We start from the raw sequence: 17,748 nt of genomic DNA, 5'->3' as shown, positions 1-17,748 counted from the left end.
GACAAGAAAATGTACACGTTATTCGTAATCCTTATTGTGATTGCTGCCCTCTTGATGATAGGAGTTGTCTTGATTCAGGAGTCAAAGGGAGGTGGTCTATCGTCTAACTTCTCTTCATCTAATGCCATCATGGGAGTTCGCAAGACTACTGACTTCGTAGAAAAAGCTACATGGGGTTTGGCAATTGCAATGGTTGTTATCAGTATTGCAAGCGCATATGTTGCTCCAACAGCAAACACAGATGAGAGTGTTATAGAGAAAGCTGCAACGGGCAATAACGCAACAAATCCTAACAACTTACCTAACTTTGGCGCAAGTCAGCAGAAGCAAGCAGCCCCAGCACAAGGTGGGCAGGGCAACGCTCCACAGGCTCCAGCTACTCCTGCTAAGTAAGGAATAATATTAAAAAAGTACGGGGAATATTTGGTTAGTTCAAATAAAAGCCGTACTTTTGCACACGCTAAAAAGAAATAGCCAACACGGTGGATGTAGTTCAGTTGGTTAGAGCGTCAGATTGTGGTTCTGAATGTCGTGGGTTCGAGTCCCACCCTCCACCCTTAAGAGCGGAAGACTTATTTAGAAGTCTTCCGCTCTTTGTTTTGTTTGCTTACTATAGTTATCTTTACAAAACATGATACATGCGAGTTAGAACTCTGACATATATGTATTAGGATCATTAAAACATAGGTATCAGAACGCTGATACGTATGTGTCAAATTAGGACATCACTAAGAGTAATAATGAAAGAAAGCCGTGTTACGAATCATTACTCGTAGCACGGCTTTCTCTATGAGGTGTCAGAAGGGTTTAATCCCAGTTAGGATTCTGCTTTAGAACACCCTTTGATAAATCGACTTCTGTCAATGGGATAGCCCACAGATAATCGCGATTAGGATTGAACTTACGCTGTTCTACAAGGAACTTCGTGCCGTCAGGACGCATACCATAAACGGGTTTCTTCACGTCAGCCTCCGTCGTCTTATAGCTACGTGTATCGAACAAATGTATGCCTTCAAAGGCAAACTCGAGGCGACGCTCAAGCCTGATTGCCGCACGCATCTCATCCTTGGTCATACCAGAAGCTAATGCTGGGAGATTCACACTAGGACGTTGACGGATCGCATTCACAGCAGCATAGACTTGATTGTCAGGTGAAGCAAGTTGTTCGTTACGCGCCTCTGCATAAGTGAGTAGCACCTCTGCATAGCGGATATAAATGAAGTTTGTCCAGTCGTAATTATTGATACCATCGTTCTCTGGATTCATATATTTGCGCATGCAATAGCCCGTGCGAGTGTGGTTACCATCACCAATACTGTTCGTCGTGTACTCATGTCCTGCAATCATCGAACCATTCCATAGGATAGAGGCTGCTAAGCGGGGATCTCTGTGCTCGAACGGATGATTAGGGTCATAGAGTGGTGAATCTTGAATAGACTTACCATCAGTGCAAGGGTAGGCATCCACTAGGTCTTGAGTTGGTGACAAGGCTTCCCAGCCACCCATTACAATAGGTGCAAAGAACAGTCCTATCATGCTACCTTCGCTGGAGTTCTTAGGATTCGACAGGTATTCTCGGTCGAAGATAATCTCGTTACAGCCTTCTGCAACAGGTTGGAAGAGGTTGGCATAATCGCTATAAAGCCCATACTTACCCATGTCCATCACCTTCTTAGCGGCTTGTTCTGCCACGTCATACTTGTGCGCATAGAGCGCCAAGCGGGCTTTGAGCGCATAGCAAGCCCCCGCACTAGGTTTTCCATGGTCGTTACTCTGACGAATGTCAGGCAATGCAAGGGCTGCCTTATCAAGCAAACTAACAATGTAATTATAGGTAGCTTCCTCTGAAGCGCGCTCTGGCATTGGTTCTCTCAATGCCAGTGGACGATCGAGAATAGGCACACCTCCCATGAACTTCATTAATGTTGAATAGAAAAAGGCTTCTAGGAACTGCACTTCCCCTGTAAGTCTTGCCTTGTCAGCATCAGACATGGGCACCTTATCTATATGCTGATAGAACACCAGACAACGGCGTATCCCTCCATAAGCGGCATCCCAAACCTGTTGGAAGTGTGGATTCGACGATACCGCCGTACCCGCAGACAGCGAGCCTTGCTCTGCCCCCACGTGTACAGGAACAGCGTTATCTGTATAACAATCAGTCATAATAGTGTGGTTCTCGGGGGCAACCAGATAAAGATTTATACCCGTCACGAACTTCTCTGCCTCTGCTGGAGTCTTCCAGAAAGAGACATCCGAATATTTGTCTTTAGGGTCACGCTGCAAGAAACTATCATTACAAGAAGTAAAGAAAGACAGCGCAAACAGACAAGCAGCGATACTATATTTTGTTCTCATGATTGTAATCTTTTAGAATGTTATGTTTAGACCTATAGTATAATTACGAGTCAATGGATAGTAGTTACCACTTACTAGTTCTGGGTCAACACTATCGAAGCTAGAGATGGTAAAGAGGTTATCAATGCTACCATAGATACGCATGCGACTAACGCCATACTTGCTCATTAGCTTTGCAGGAAGCGTATATCCAAGCTGGATATTACGCATCTTCAAGTAAGAAGCATCCTGTACCCAGAAGCTCGAAATGAGCCTATTTTTCTTATCCGTCATCGACAGTCTTGGCATCGAAGCATTAGGGTTATCCTCCGTCCAACTATCTAAGTACTTGCTTGTCACCTTACCGCCATTATAGAAGGCATAGCGTATCTCGGGCACTGGTAAGCCTTTCACGTCGGCCGCACCTTGTAATACTGCACTCAAATCAAAGCCCTTATACTGCAAGTTGATATTGATTCCATAGTTGATCTTAGGGAAGTATGAGCCCAGAATCTTACGGTCGTTACTGTCCACCTTGTCGTCATTATTGAGATTACGATACTTCAAATCGCCTGGAACTGGGTCGCCCATTGACTGCTTGACATGGTCATTTATCTCCTGTTGAGAACGGAAGATTCCATCACACACATAGCCGTAATAAGCCCAAAGAGGGTCGCCTACCGACTGACCGGGGACATCACCTCCACTGAGGTCGACTATCTTATTATGCACATAACTGAAGTTTCCTGTTATAGAATAGACGAAGTCGCCGACATGATTGTTGTAACTCGTTTGAAGTTCGAAACCTGTGTTACGCACCTTACCAGCATTCTGCATAGGAGGATCAACACCCAAGATACCAGGAACAGGGAGCTGCAAAAGGATATCGCGAGTATCCTTACGGAACACATCCAACGTGAAGTTCAGCTTGTTACTGAAGAGAGTAGCGTCAATACCGAAGTTCCATTGCGCTGTTTTCTCCCATGTTATATCAGGGTTTGCCATACGCGAAGAGATGGAGATACCCGACTGTAACTGGTCGTTGTAACTATAATCGTAACCGTAACTGTAAGTGTTCTGGTAAGGATAATAGTTGACGGAACCATCAGAGTTAACGGTCTCTTGATTACCAAGCAATCCCCATGACAGGCGCAACTTCAGGTTGTTAAGCCATGAGCGAGTAGACTGCATGAAAGATTCTTCAGACACTCTCCAACCTAAAGAGAACGAAGGGAACGCACCGAAACGCTTATTCTTTGGAAAGCGTGAAGTACCATCATAACGCAAATTAGCCTCAAAGAGATACTTATCAGCATATACATAATTAATACGCCCAAAGGCTGAACGCAGTGCATACTCAACCTCATTGCCATCCGTACTCTGCCCTTTTACTTCACCAGCACTCAACTGATCGAGTGAATTAGGTAAGTTCTTTCGCATTGCATAGAGGTAACGTGTTTGTTGATAGATTTGAGATAAGCCCAGTAAACCACTAATGCTGTGCTTCCCGAAAGTCTTGTTATAATCAAGATAAGCCTGTAGGTTCGTCTCAAAATACTTGATATCGTACTCTGAGATATAGCTTTGTGTGGTCTTCACCAACGATTCTCCACCCGCATTGATACCATAGAATGGCATTGACATACTATGCACGGGATTGTCAGAAAGGCTGAATGAAGAAGCAGCAATACCACGGAATTTCAATCCATCTACGATGTCCACCGTCAATCCAAGATTACCTTGAACACTCGTCACAACGTCTGTGCTCGTTCCTCCCATTCGAGCGGAAGCAACCGAGTTATGCTCGTTTTTGAAGAGAGGATAGTGCCCATTCGCATATTGGATGGCTGTTGTAGGCGCCTCTCTAAAGGCATAATGCATCAAGTTGCTCACCCCTTCGGCAGGAGTGGTTTGCTTACTACGATAGAGCGAGAGATTCGTTGACAGCTTCACGCGCTTATTTATTTGTGCATCAAGGTTGGTTAAGATATTAAACTTCTTGTAGTTTGTGTTATAAATCAAGCCGTTCTTATCGTAATAGTTCATCGCTAAAGAGTAGACAACACGCTCTCCTCCACCCTTTATTCCTACGTGATGGTTATGGAAGAAGCCCTTTTCACTTAGCAAAGCACCCAACCAGTCAGAGTTAGGATAGCGGTCGGGATCGCTACCATCTTTGAACTTCTGTAGGTCTGCCTCACTGTAAGGTGCAGCTTGCCCATCGTTCTTGTAGGCAAGATTCATCAGTTTCGCATAGTCATAAGAACCAACATATTTAGGCATACGAGTGGCTTGTTGCCAACCAACATAGCCATCATAAGTGACGGTTGTACGCCCCTTCCGTCCATGTTTCGTTGTAATGAGAACAACACCATTAGCAGCTCGAACGCCATAGATGGCAGAGGCTGCTGCATCCTTCAATACCGATATATTCTCTATATCGTTGGGGTTTACCGCACTCAAACTGGACTCTACTCCATCAACTATTACCATCGCACTGGAGTTGCCCATAGTGCCTAATCCACGCACACGGAGGATTCCTTGGTCGGCACCCGGCATACTGGAGTTCTGAATAATAGTAACACCTGGCATGAGACCAGTCAACATGTTCGACACGTCACTACCTGTGCGATTCACCAACTTATCGGCTGATACAGTAGCAATAGAGCCCGTCAAGTTCACCTTCTTTTGGGTTCCATAGCCAACAACCACTACATCGTCCAACACCTTATGGTCTGTTTCTAAGGTGATGGAATAGTCTGTTTTGCCAGCTCTCACTACGAAGGTCTTGGACTGGAAGCCCACATAACTCACAACTAACTCGGTCCCGTCCGTCGCATCCATCGTAAACTTACCATCCACATCGGTGACAGCTCCACTGCGTTCGCCCTTCTTCACGATGTAAGCTCCTATAATGGCTTCACCATTATTGTCCGTCACCATACCATGAATTACATTGCTCTTCTGCTGCACAACCATGACAGCATTATCCGCCGGAGACGCTAAACCAACCATTGGGAGCATGCAACACGATGTAGCAAATAGGCTCGCCATGAATAGTCTCTCGCCCCTCCTTGCAGACTTGAGGTCATTCTTTGTTTTTCTCATAAGATCACATTGTTAGATTAGTATATAGCTTCTATGATTTAGGCATGTACTGGTATCACGCGTCAAATATAGACAATAAATCTGTACCAAGCAACTAATTAGAAGATTTTCTCATATATTTTTTATGCAGCGAGGATGTCCGTAAGAATATACATAAGCAATACGTCTATAGGAGACAATCGTAATTAGTAGGGACAGACGCCCTCGTCTGTCCACCCGTTTACCCATGATTCGTTAATAAGGAATATTCTATTTAGCGGACAGACGAGGGCGTCTGTCCCTACTTTGGACACCATTCTCGATTGAAAATAACTATCCTAACAGGCTTCAGTTAGGCTCCCCTCCCCTTAGGGGAGGCTGAGAGGGGTTGCCAGACGAGGGCGTCTGTCCCTACTTGTGGTACTCGCTACAATTAAAGGAGTATAGCGGATGAAAATAAGGAAAGCCTCTCCTCGCTATAAGGAAAGGCTTTCTTCACCATGAAGAAACGCCTTCTTCCAATCAAAGGAACGCCCTCCTCACTAACTCCCGTTAGGCACTCCCTTCCTTTAGAGGGGTCGGGGGAGGCTTTAGGGGAGGTTGAGAGGGGTTATAACATTCGGAGAAAAGGCAAGAATGAGATGCTTTACAAAAGAAAAAGGATGCCTTAGAATAGTTCTAAAGCATCCTTTCTCTTATATAATATAAGGTGAAGACTACTGCATGTCATAAACTACTTGCATGAGCTTCTTGCCTAATGCATCGGCAGCCTCCATCGTGTTAGCCTCGCTGTAGACGCGAATAATAGGTTCAGTGTTTGACTTGCGGAGATGAACCCATGCGTCTGGGAAGTCGAGCTTCACGCCATCAATATCCGTAACATGCACGTCTTTCTCTTGTCCGTACAACTCCTTTACACGAACAAGGATTGCGTCTACATCGGTCTCTGGCGTGAGATCGATACGATTCTTTGCTATGAAATACTCTGGGAAAGTCTTGCGTAACTCGCTTGCCTTCATTCCCTTTTGTGCCAATGAGCTAAGGAATAAAGCTATACCAACGAGTGCATCACGTCCATAATGGCTCTCTGGGTAAATGACGCCACCATTACCTTCACCACCGATAACGGCTCCCACCTCCTTCATCTTTGTGGTTACGTTGACCTCACCGACTGCTGATGCATAATACTTGCAGCCATGCTTCTCGGTTACATCACGTAGGGCACGCGTTGAAGAGAGGTTGCTAACGGTACTACCCTTCACATGGTCGAGGATATAGTCAGCCACTGTGACGAGCGTGTACTCCTCTCCATACATCTTACCATCCTCTTGGATGAATGCTAAACGATCCACATCAGGGTCAACAACGATACCAAGATCATAGCCACCTTTGGCTACCTCATCCATAATACCCGTCAAGTTCTTCTCAATAGGCTCTGGGTTATGAGCGAAGTCACCTGTTGGTTCACCATTAAGGAACTTATATTCAACGCCAAGACGGTCTAGTAACTTAGGAAGAATGACGCCACCAACAGAATTGATAGAGTCTACAACCACACGGAACTTACGCTTCTTGACTGCCTCAAGGTCGAGCAATTCAAGCTTCATAACCGCATCTATGTGACGTTCATCAAATGAGTTATCATCCGTGTAACTCCCTACTCCATCTACATCAGCATATTCGAAGTCTTCACGTGCAGCTATATCGAGTACCTCAGCACCATCAGCAGCAGTCAAGAACTCACCTTCCTCGTTAAGAAGTTTCAGTGCATTCCAGTGACGAGGGTTGTGAGAAGCAGTGATAATAATACCACCATCAGCACCACTCATACGCACGGCAAGCTCTGTGGTAGGCGTTGTAGCAAGCCCAATGTTGATTACATCTGCCCCAATACCCATCAACGTGCCACATACAACATTCTTAACCATAGGTCCAGAGATACGTGCATCACGCCCAACAACAATCTTTAGCTTCTTTCCCGGGTGCTTACGAGCAATGAAAGTAGCGTAGGCTGATGTGAACTTAACGATATCCAGCGGGTTTAAAGTATCCCCCGCACGACCTCCGATAGTACCACGGATGCCGGAAATAGATTTAATAAGAGTCATGCTTAAATATCTTTTTGAGTGCGCTTGAGCGTTCTCTATTATATGTCAAAGTGTTAGCCGTTAGAGACCACGCTGATAGGTTATATCATAAAAACATGGATAAACATTGCGAGACGCTGATATCTGCCCTTGTTGTGATGGGACAATTAGCCTCACATGTGCCAGTGTTGAGGTAGCAGAAGTGATACGTCCTATCTTTATATAAGGTAATGGTACGAGCCAACCAGAAGGCACTGATGCTGTCTTGTAAATATTATACATCACACTAGAAGATGGATCGAACGAAGCCGTATAAGTGCCACTTGTGTTTGTCACCGACATCTTATCGACCCAACGACCATAGTAGAGAATATTATTCGTAAGCTGTAAGGTGTCACGAAGGACATTGTCTTCACGGAAGCGACAAAGCACTGTTGCGGTCTCACCTTGCTTAATAGGACTACCTGTTCCCTTGTCTACTATCTGCATATAAACGCCCGTATTCTTAAAGAGGACATACTGGTTTTTGGTAGTATCTGTCGTAAAATTCTGCTTCTCAAACGCATCTTCTGTGATGACATTAATGCCATGCTTGATGATATACTTACTAATTGCTTTCTTCTCTCTATCGAGCTGGTCTGCATAAGTCTCACCCTTACTACATGAATCAAAAGCGAGTATTACAGCCAACATGGCTATGAGAAATGATATCTTCTTCATTCGTTTTCGTTCGTTTCTATCGTTTAATTATACCTTGCAAAGGTAAGAAAAGTATTTTAGAAAGGACTTATTCAATATTAGAAAATATATTAAATCAACCTTGCCAGCCCGCTATCATCGTTATCATAGGTTGGCTATCCGCTCTTATCAAGCCTCTATTAAGAGTAAGGCTTATATGAGTTTTGTTTCATAGAACAGGGTTCAACGAACTACCTATAAGTGATTTTTAGCAAAGAAAGATGTATGTTACATTATTATTTTCGTATATTTGCAGTGAAGACCTATACATATATAAAGCATACACATCATGAATATAACAACTTCTGAGTTCATATTACGGCTGTTTATAGCAGCTATGTTGGGGGGAGCAATCGGTCTTGAACGTGAATATCGTGCTAAAGAAGCAGGCTTTCGAACGCATTTCTTGGTGGCGTTGGGCAGTGGTTTGTTTATGATTCTATCCCAGTTCGGCTTCAATGATGCGTTAAGTCTACACGAACACATATCCCTCGACCCCAGTCGTATCGCTTCGCAAGTGGTAACAGGCATTGGTTTTATTGGTGCCGGAACGATTATCTTTCAGAAACATGTGGTGCGTGGACTCACCACAGCAGCTGGTTTATGGGTGACATCTGCCATCGGTATGACGGCAGGAGCAGGTATGTACGTACTCTCCATCGCAACAACTATACTTGTTATCTTATGTTTGGAAGCTCTTTACTTCATCCTGCAACGCTTCGGAACACGCAATATTAACGTTACATTCAGCACTCCTAAAGAGCAAAATATTCAGCTTGTCCTACAGCAATTACGTGAGAAAGAGGTGATAATAGACTCCTATGAGATGAATCGTAAGGACACATCATCAGGCTATTATTACGTTGTAACAATGGAAATGAAGCTTAAAAGGAACCACTATCAAAGTCATTTACTCAACTTCATGGCGGAGTTTAAGGATGTAACGGTAGAGAGTATGGAATAGAGAAGAAGCCTCACCCCCGCCCCCTCTCCGAATGGAGAGGGGAGTGAATAGCCTCATTTCCAATAGAACAAACAACTCGTTTACCTATCTACTCGTTAACTTGTTAACCTATCCAACAACTCATTTACCTGTCTACTCGTCAACTTGTCAACCTAACAAACAACTCGTCTACTTGTTTACTCGTAAACTTGTCAACCTAACAAACAACCCGTTTACTTGTTTACTCGTAAACTTGTCAACTTGAAACCACCATCTCCAGAATCTGTACAAGAGGCTTGTAATACCATTACAAAGCACTTGGAGAAGTATTACAAAGCACTTGTAATCTTCTGGAATGCCATTCGGCTGTCCCCACTTTGTAAGTAAATGACACCACAATAAGCAAAACCTAACCGAGACAAAGCCTTTTGCATGGGGCGATTATCAGCATGAGTATCTATGCGAAGAGCATGAGCTACGGAAGAACAATAGGCGATGATGTCCGCCATAATACCATGAACTCCATCCATAGAAGCCACTCGATGGATAACATAATACGGACTATCATCCAACCAATGACCACATTCTATATAAGAATAGGTGGGCTCTGGTCCCGGCAAGAAAGCAAAAGTTGCAATGGGATTATCATTCTCACAAAGCAAGAAAGAGCCGTTTCTCTGTATATCCTGCTCTATTGTCTGTTGCGCAGGATAGCCCTTTCTCCACTGATTAAGATTACCAGCTGCTATCATCTTCTCCCTTCCCTGCCGCAGAAAATCCATAATAATTGGTAAGTCATCCATACTTGCTTTGCGAATAGTTCGCCTATCAGAATAGTGCTCAGAATCTATTTTCTGCATACGATTATATCACTTTTATAAAACGTTAATACAAAGATATGAAGAAAACATCAAAGATAATTGCGAATGAGAAAATTAATATGTATTTTTGCTCCCAGAATCGAATACTAACTTTAACAAGCATAGACAATGGAGAATAACCTTACTTTGCGCTCAGCTAATAGGCTGGAGGCGCACCTTAAAAAGAATGCACACGAGTTTACAAAAGATGACATCAAGCAGGTTGTAAGTGACTTGAACATCAGAATGATAAACTTTATGTATCCCGCTGGTGATGGTCGATTGAAGACCTTAAACTTTATGCTTCACTCACCAGAGTACTTGGAGACAATCCTAACCAGTGGTGAACGTGTGGACGGATCGTCACTTTTCAGCTTTATAGCTGCGGCTAGTAGTGACCTTTATGTTATGCCTCGTTTCTCAACAGCATTCATTGATCCGTTCTCAGAAATACCTACTCTTTGTATGCTCTGCTCATTCTTTGATCGTGACGGAAACCCTCTCGCATCATCACCCGAGCACACTCTTTGCAAGGCAATGGCTGCCTTTAAGAAGGTTACAGGCATGGAGTTCCATGCAATGGGAGAGTTGGAATACTATGTTATCCGCGATGATGAAGGTGTTTTCCCGGCTGATGATCAGCATGGATATCACGAGAGTTCACCTTTTGCAAAGGGTAATGACTTCCGCATGCGTGCTATGCAGTTGATAGCAGAATGTGGTGGTAAGATCAAATACGGGCACTCTGAAGTGGGCAACTTCGTGGAGAATGGACGCTGTTATGAGCAGAACGAAATAGAGTTCTTGCCTGTTCCTGCCAATGAATGTGCCGAACAGTTGCTCATTGCTAAGTGGATTATCCGTAGTCTTGGCTATGAAGAAGGACTTGATGTAACCTTTGCTCCGAAGATAACAGTGGGTAAGGCTGGTTCAGGAATGCACATCCACATGCGCATAATGAAGGATGGAAAGAACATGATGTTAGACAATGGTAAGTTGTCATTGGACGCTCGCAAGGCTATTGCTGGTATGATGGATCTGGCAGAGAGTATCACAGCCTTCGGCAATAAAAACCCAACATCTTACTTCCGTCTCGTGCCACATCAGGAGGCCCCAACGAATGTTTGCTGGGGTATGAGCAATCGTTCTGTACTTGTTCGTGTGCCTTTAGGCTGGACTTCAGGTGAGGATATGTGCCATAAAGCCAATGAGATTGAGCCACTCACACAGCGTGATTACTCTGGTAAACAAACTGTTGAGATGCGTTCACCAGACGCTTCTGCTGATATCTATCAGCTTTTGGCAGGTCTTTGTGTTGCTTGTCGTCATGGTTTCGAGATGGAAAATGCAGAAGAAGAAGCCGAAAGAACCTTCGCAGATGGTGATATTCACGATCCAAAGAATGCCGAGCGTTATGCCACCTTAGCGCAATTACCTGATAGTTGTGCGGCGTCAGCTGATTGCTTAGAGCGTCAACGTAAGGTTTATGAAGAGCATGATGTATTCTCTCCTGCTATGATTGATGGTATCATCAAACAACTTCGTTCCTTCAACGATCGCACTTTGCGTCAGGATATTGAAGGTAAAGAAATGCTGATGGAAAAGCTTGTTCGTCAGTACTTCCACTGCGGATAATATCCATAAATAGGTCTTTCCCTATAGAACGAGTCCCAGATAACAAATGAGTTACCTGGGATTCTCTTTTATTCTAAACGCCTTTATCCTCTCTTGACACATAGACATAAGATTGCAATACATACTTAACATTGGCACATACTTTGCTTTTCTATATGCAAATCAAAATTTAAAAGATAATGAGTTTACTGGATATTTTGAATCACAGAAGGGCTGTTAGACATTATGATGCTGATAAGCCAATTGATAAAGAAGTAGTAAGAAATTGTATAGAGCAGGCAACCTTAGCTCCAACAAGTGTAAACATGCAACTTTGGGAGGCTTATCATGTCACGGATAAGAATGTTTTGAAGGAGTTATCCCATGCTTGTTTGGATCAGTTATCAGCACGTTCAGCACAACAGATGGTTGTGTTTGTCACTCGTCAAGATCAATATAAACAGCATGCGCAAGCTGCACTTGCATTTGAAAGAAACAATATCAAGAGTTATAGTCCCACCGAGAAACAAGAGAATCGCATAAAGAAACAGGAGATGTCTTACACTAAATTAATACCTTTTCTTTACTCACGTTGCTTCGGATTGTGGGGACTTGTCCGTAAGACATTGGCTCAATGTGTTGGATTATTCCGCCCTATGATGCGACAAGTAAGTGAAGGCGATATGCGAGTTAGTGTACATAAGAGTTGTGCTTTGGCTGTTCAGACATTCATGTTAGCTATGAGTGAGGCTGGCTATGACACCTGTCCTCTTGAAGGGTTCGATAGTCTTTTGGTGAAGAAAGCATTAAATCTTCCTTACAACGCAGAGGTTAGTATGGTCATTACCTGTGGTATCCGTGCAACTGATGGCGTATGGGGCGCCCGTTATCGTCGTCCATTTAAAGAAACATATCACCACGTTTAAGGATTCATTCGCTACATGTCTATAACGGAAGAATAAGTTTTTATCATCTTCTTTTATGCTTTCCAGAGAAAAGAAGTATCTTTGCAAATAATCTAAACAATAGACATGGATAAGGATATAAAAGACTTAAAGATTGCTGTTGCTGGGACTGGTTATGTCGGTCTCAGCATTGCTACGTTACTGAGCCAGCACCATCAAGTAATGGCTGTTGACGTAATAAAGGAGAAGGTTGAGCTGATTAACAATCGTCGTTCACCGATTCAAGATGATTATATTGAGCAATATTTGGCTGAAAAGAAACTGAATCTTACAGCTACGATGGATGCAGAGACGGCTTATAAAGATGCCGACTTTGTAGTCATCGCCACACCAACAAACTATGATCCTGTCAAGAATTACTTTGACACACGTCATGTGGAAGAAGTCATCGAAGTGGTGAAGAAGGTAAATCCTAATGCCATCATGGTGATTAAGTCTACCATTCCTGTGGGCTACACAGAGAATATTCGAACGAAATATAACTGCGAGAATATTCTCTTTGCACCAGAATTTCTGCGTGAAAGTAAGGCTTTGTATGATAATCTTTATCCCAGTCGTATCATTGTTGGACGCCCAGAAGGTAACGAGCGACTCGATCGCGCCGCTCATCTCTTTGCCCAATTATTACAAGAAGGAGCTATCGAAGAGAATATCCCTACCCTCTTCATGGGGCTTACCGAGGCTGAAGCTGTAAAGCTATTTGCCAATACCTACCTTGCATTACGCGTAAGTTATTTCAACGAGTTGGACACTTATGCAGAAGTGAAAGGACTTGACACATCGAACATTATTCAAGGAGTTTGCCTCGATCCACGCATCGGCCCCTTCTATAACAATCCATCATTTGGATATGGCGGCTATTGTTTACCAAAGGATACGAAGCAGTTGCTAGCCAATTACGCAGATGTTCCCGAGAATCTTATCCAGGCGATCGTAGAAAGCAATCGCACACGTAAGGACTTTATTGCTGACCAAGTATTACACACGGCTGGTTACTATGATTATTATGATCGAGGCGATTATAACCCCGATGAAGAGAAGGAATGTGTTATCGGAGTATACCGCCTAACGATGAAGTCGAATAGTGACAACTTCCGCCAAAGTTCAATTCAAGGAGTCATGAAACGCATTAAAGCAAAGGGAGCACAGGTCATTATCTATGAGCCAACACTCGAAGATGGTGCCACTTTCTTTGGTAGTTTGGTAGTCAATAATCTTAATGATTTCAAGCAACGTTGCCATGCAATCATTGCGAATCGATATGACAAATGCTTGGATGACGTGAAAGAAAAAGTCTATACAAGAGATATCTTCAGACGGGATTAATACTCCTTTCTCCCCCGAAATAGCAAGCACCAAGTGAGTAATCATTTGGTGTTTTTTCATTTTTGCTGTCACTTCTATCACACACAACAGTCTAATATCATCCTAACAATCAATGACTTAAATACAAATGTTAATATGACAGCAACACAAACAAAAACTAAAACTGACGTTTCCAAGTATTGAAAGTATCAAAAGCAAACATCGCTTCCAGAAAAAGGTACTATCGTTTCAATAAAAAAGTACTATCATTTTCACAAAAAAGTACTATCGTTTTTAAAAAAAGATACTATCACTTCAATATAAACGAAATTACCTAAAGTTTTTATAGAAATAAAGTCTTTTATAATAAAATTTACTTATCTTTGCAAACAGACTTTCAGTATATCTGTGCGCAGGTGTACGTTATAACGAGTCTAACACTTTAAAAAGAGCGTTTGATATTATCCTTCGTCCGAAATGTGAAAGTTTCAACTACCAAGGATAATGGCAATACGCTCACGCTTAGATTATTGTTTCCTTACGTCAAGGGTATAATATATCTTAATGCAGTGGATATTGTTTGTTATTCGGTGAAAAGCAATCCAAAACTTCGTGTAGAATAACATTCAATAGTTCCCCACTCTTTTTATATAAACCTATACGAATAATCTTAGAAACTGATAAAAAATTAATTATGACAAGACAAACTCCTAAATGCTCCTGTAAACAACAAAGAAAGTTATTGTCTTTATTCCTCCACCAGTTTGAGGGAAGAGTTTTTATCTACCTCCTCCTAATTAATCTTATTTCAAACTGCACCTACGCCTATACTTATCATCCTCTCTTCGCCATCTTATTAATGGTGTGCTTGTCAAGTACGATAGCCTTATTAGAAAATATAATATTTAATTGTCTCAACAAAAATAGAATCTTGGGGAGATTGTTTTTGATTGTTACTGTATTATGTTACACTCTACTTATTCTCACAGACTATTTCTGTATTTTTAATTTCCAAACAACTTTCAACCAAGATAAGCTGGATATTTTAAGAGAAACAACTCCAAAAGAAACAAAAGAATTTCTTCAAACATACTTAACGTTCGGAATAGTATCTGTAGGGATTATCTGTATTCTCTTAATGCATGGAATATTATTTTTCTTATCTAACATCATAGCAAACAAGAAATGGACACACAATATCTTCGCGATCACATCAGCTATAGGGTTTATAACTTGGGGATTCATGGTTTTCAGCTATATCAAATTTCATAATGGATTTACTATACCACAATACACATCAATCACTCGTATTGCATATTCTTATCAGGTATCAAAGCAACGACTAAATGATATAAAACACCTTTACACCATATGTGATAAAATTCCTGTCTCACAAGATTTTACTGATAAACCAAACGTGGTAGTTCTTATTGGAGAATCTGCTTCTATATATCATTCAGGAATATTTGGTTACAAATATAATACTACTCCAAACCTAAAACGAATGGAAGCTGAAGGTAATTTAATTCCTTTTGATAATGCTGTTTCCGTAGATGATCACACTCATGGTGCTATGGAATCCGTCTTTTCCTTAGACTCTTTACATATAGGATTCAATAGCACACCATTATTTCCTGCCGTATATAAAAATGGGACATACACGACTCATTGTTATGATAATCAATACTTCGTTGGTGGAATAAACTTCTTATCAGATCCCATTCTATCTAAATTAATGTTTACAACTCGTAATCGTAAAGGTTATTTATATGATGAGGAACTTATTCGTTCCATAAAAGTATCAAGGGAACCTTCTTTATATATTATTCATCTAATGGGACAACATTATACTTATACACAACGTTATCCCTCAAAGTGGAATAATTTTCAAGCAAAAGAATACGATAAAGATCGTTGGAATGAAAGACAAAGAACATTAATCGCCCAATATGACAATGCCACATTATACAATGACTTCGTTATTACATCATTAATTAACAAGTTTAAGGATACTAACAGCATTCTCATTTATTTCTCAGACCATGGAGAAGAAGTATTTGAACTTCGAGACTACAATGGACATGGGAATGCTGCACTTTCGCCAAACTTAAAATATCAGATTAGAGTTCCATTGATGATATGGATGTCTAACTCCTATAAGAGAAAACATAAAGATATTTACAATAAAGCAGTGGCAAACAAACACACACCTATTATAACAGATGATGTTGCTCATACCATTCTTAGTATTGGAGGAATGCAAACTGCATGGTATAAACCGCAAAGAGATTTTCTTAATACAAAGTATAACAAGAGAAGGCATAGAATTGTATTAAATACGATTGACTACGATTCTTATAAGCCTACAAAAGATTAACTATAATGGATACTTCATCTTGAGAAATATCTAAAGACAATATAACATTATAGAAATCACTTGTAAAACGTATGGGATGGACGATACATACAACTACTATGAAGCGTTCTGCATATGAACAGGCTCTCTTGATGATAAAGCATATAGTCATATAAATGAGTATGATAATACTTATAAATTATTTAAGAAAGAGGTTTATTAGATATTAATAGATCGAAAAGAATAGGACGACAACATAACTATCTCTAAAAGATAATAGCTCCAAATGAGTAATCATTCGGTGCTATTATTTTATGGAGGGAAGCCTTAAATACTAAAAGGGCTTGTCTCACGACAAGCCCATTTATAATACAAAAACATTATGAAATAATTTATTTCGCGAACAAGATTATCACTTAATAATTATGGCTTATGTCGCACATTTACAAGTACGACACTTGCGCTCGCAGTACCGCTCGCACTGCACACGTATGTCATAACCCAACATTGCACCGAGAATAAAGTCTTCTTCAGGTGATAGTTGGTTAAGGGGTTTCGTTACCATTAACCGAATGGCATCAAGGCATTCCTTGCGTCCGAAGAACAGATTCATGCGATCTTTGCCAACTGGTTGAATGATATAAGGGATATTCTGATGCTCAAGTCGGAGTGTTGCGAATGCCTCATACTTTTTGTTACAAGTATAGAGAACCATCTGTCGAACCCCTTTCTGATACTCATAGATGTGATTCATCAAGACCTTCATATCGGCTGTCATCATATCCGTCATCATAGTTATCCCTTCTATATAATGTAAAATAAATCTTCTTGCTAGATTACAATGCTGGCTTGATAGCATCTAACCATGCATCGATACGACCTTCAGTTTGGTCATCCTCGTTAACATCGTCCAATGCAAGACCAACAAACTTACCATCAACAACAGCCTCACTATCATCGAATGTATAACCATCTGTTGATACACCTGGGAGAATGTTAGCACCTTGTGCAGCGTCATAAATCTCCTTCATACCACCGCAGAAAGTATCAGAATAGCTTTCAGCATCACCACAGCCAAAGATTGCTACAGTCTTACCAAATAGGTCGGCTTCTTTCAAAACATTGATACCATCATACCAATCGTCCTGTAATTCACCTGCACCCCATGTTGAAGTACCAAGGATAAGATTATCATTTTCTGCTACAACATCAGCATTAAAGTCTGATACGTTAATAGCTTCAACACCTAACTTCTCAGCGATTGTGTTTGCAATAGCTTCACATGTACCGGTTGATGAACCGTAAACAACAATTGTCTTCTTCATATTTCTTTTATTGATTTAATTTCTTGTTTGTTTATTATTTACGATTGCAAAGATACGATGAAAAACTATTATCTGCAATACCTAAAAGTAATGGTTTATGCAAAATACCTACTTTTAGGGAGCTGTAAGTT

General features: G+C 41.4%; 13 protein-coding genes and 1 tRNA gene. 7 read left to right on the top strand and 7 right to left on the bottom strand.

Annotation, left to right across the window (positions count from 1 at the left end; translation table 11 throughout):
• The first annotated feature begins 9 nt into the window (after window positions 1–9).
• Together secG and J5A55_RS02315 are read left to right on the top strand one after the other, a co-directional pair.
• Window positions 10–393 carry a preprotein translocase subunit SecG gene (gene secG / locus J5A55_RS02320; RefSeq protein ID WP_004382577.1) on the top strand — a complete coding sequence of 128 codons (384 nt, stop codon included), beginning with the start codon at window positions 10–12 and terminating at the stop codon, window positions 391–393.
• An 88-nt stretch (window positions 394–481) separates the two neighbouring features.
• Window positions 482–557 (top strand) — tRNA-His (locus J5A55_RS02315).
• Window positions 558–807: 250 nt separating this feature from the next.
• On the opposite strand, the gene J5A55_RS02310 is transcribed toward J5A55_RS02315, so the two are convergent.
• From J5A55_RS02310 to bamK, 4 genes are all read right to left on the bottom strand, one after another.
• A complete protein-coding gene (locus tag J5A55_RS02310) occupies window positions 808–2,358 on the bottom strand; it encodes a RagB/SusD family nutrient uptake outer membrane protein (protein ID WP_004382576.1) in 1,551 nt (516 codons plus the stop codon).
• Between the two features lie 12 nt (window positions 2,359–2,370).
• The gene (locus J5A55_RS02305; protein WP_004382575.1) at window positions 2,371–5,445 is read right to left on the bottom strand and encodes a SusC/RagA family TonB-linked outer membrane protein; all 3,075 of its coding nucleotides are present in this window, start codon (window positions 5,443–5,445) and stop codon (window positions 2,371–2,373) included.
• A gap of 695 nt (window positions 5,446–6,140) precedes the next feature.
• The gene (gene glmM, locus J5A55_RS02300; RefSeq protein WP_004382573.1) at window positions 6,141–7,532 is read right to left on the bottom strand and encodes a phosphoglucosamine mutase; all 1,392 of its coding nucleotides are present in this window, start codon (window positions 7,530–7,532) and stop codon (window positions 6,141–6,143) included.
• 60 nt (window positions 7,533–7,592) lie between these two features.
• On the bottom strand, window positions 7,593–8,231 hold the full coding sequence (gene bamK, locus J5A55_RS02295; RefSeq protein WP_004382572.1) for a BamK family beta-barrel-assembly machinery protein: 639 nt from the start codon (window positions 8,229–8,231) through the stop codon (window positions 7,593–7,595).
• A gap of 307 nt (window positions 8,232–8,538) precedes the next feature.
• Between bamK and J5A55_RS02290 the strand changes: the two genes are divergently transcribed.
• On the top strand, window positions 8,539–9,213 hold the full coding sequence (locus J5A55_RS02290; RefSeq protein WP_004382570.1) for an MgtC/SapB family protein: 675 nt from the start codon (window positions 8,539–8,541) through the stop codon (window positions 9,211–9,213).
• 308 nt (window positions 9,214–9,521) lie between these two features.
• Here the strand turns inward: J5A55_RS02290 and J5A55_RS02285 are convergent, their stop codons facing one another.
• The gene (locus J5A55_RS02285) at window positions 9,522–10,052 is read right to left on the bottom strand and encodes a GNAT family N-acetyltransferase (RefSeq protein WP_004382569.1); all 531 of its coding nucleotides are present in this window, start codon (window positions 10,050–10,052) and stop codon (window positions 9,522–9,524) included.
• Window positions 10,053–10,181: 129 nt separating this feature from the next.
• Here J5A55_RS02285 and J5A55_RS02280 point away from each other — a divergent pair, with 129 nt between their 5' ends.
• The 4 genes from J5A55_RS02280 (at window position 10,182) to J5A55_RS02265 (ending at window position 16,313) form a co-directional block, all read left to right on the top strand.
• Window positions 10,182–11,687, top strand: coding sequence for a glutamine synthetase family protein (locus J5A55_RS02280; protein ID WP_004382568.1), 1,506 nt, complete (start codon window positions 10,182–10,184; stop codon window positions 11,685–11,687).
• A 179-nt stretch (window positions 11,688–11,866) separates the two neighbouring features.
• A complete protein-coding gene (locus J5A55_RS02275; protein ID WP_004382567.1) occupies window positions 11,867–12,592 on the top strand; it encodes a nitroreductase family protein in 726 nt (241 codons plus the stop codon).
• Between the two features lie 105 nt (window positions 12,593–12,697).
• Entirely contained in the window at window positions 12,698–13,957 is a 1,260-nt protein-coding gene (locus J5A55_RS02270) for a nucleotide sugar dehydrogenase (RefSeq protein ID WP_004382566.1), read from the top strand.
• Between the two features lie 673 nt (window positions 13,958–14,630).
• Window positions 14,631–16,313, top strand: a complete 1,683-nt coding sequence (locus tag J5A55_RS02265) for a phosphoethanolamine transferase (RefSeq protein WP_050755882.1) — start codon at window positions 14,631–14,633, stop codon at window positions 16,311–16,313.
• 409 nt (window positions 16,314–16,722) lie between these two features.
• On the opposite strand, the gene J5A55_RS02260 is transcribed toward J5A55_RS02265, so the two are convergent.
• Together J5A55_RS02260 and fldA are read right to left on the bottom strand one after the other, a co-directional pair.
• Complete coding sequence (locus J5A55_RS02260; protein ID WP_009434826.1) at window positions 16,723–17,082, bottom strand: DUF2023 family protein; 360 nt, start codon at window positions 17,080–17,082, stop codon at window positions 16,723–16,725.
• Between the two features lie 46 nt (window positions 17,083–17,128).
• Window positions 17,129–17,617: a flavodoxin FldA gene (gene fldA, locus J5A55_RS02255; protein ID WP_004382562.1), complete on the bottom strand. Its 489-nt coding sequence runs from the start codon at window positions 17,615–17,617 to the stop codon at window positions 17,129–17,131.
• Window positions 17,618–17,748 lie beyond the last annotated feature (131 nt).

Origin of the sequence: Prevotella veroralis (assembly GCF_018127765.1) — a bacterium.
GTDB lineage: Bacteria > Bacteroidota > Bacteroidia > Bacteroidales > Bacteroidaceae > Prevotella > Prevotella veroralis.
The sequence above is the reverse complement of the archived record's forward strand: the minus strand, read 5'-3'. Positions and strand labels throughout refer to the sequence as shown.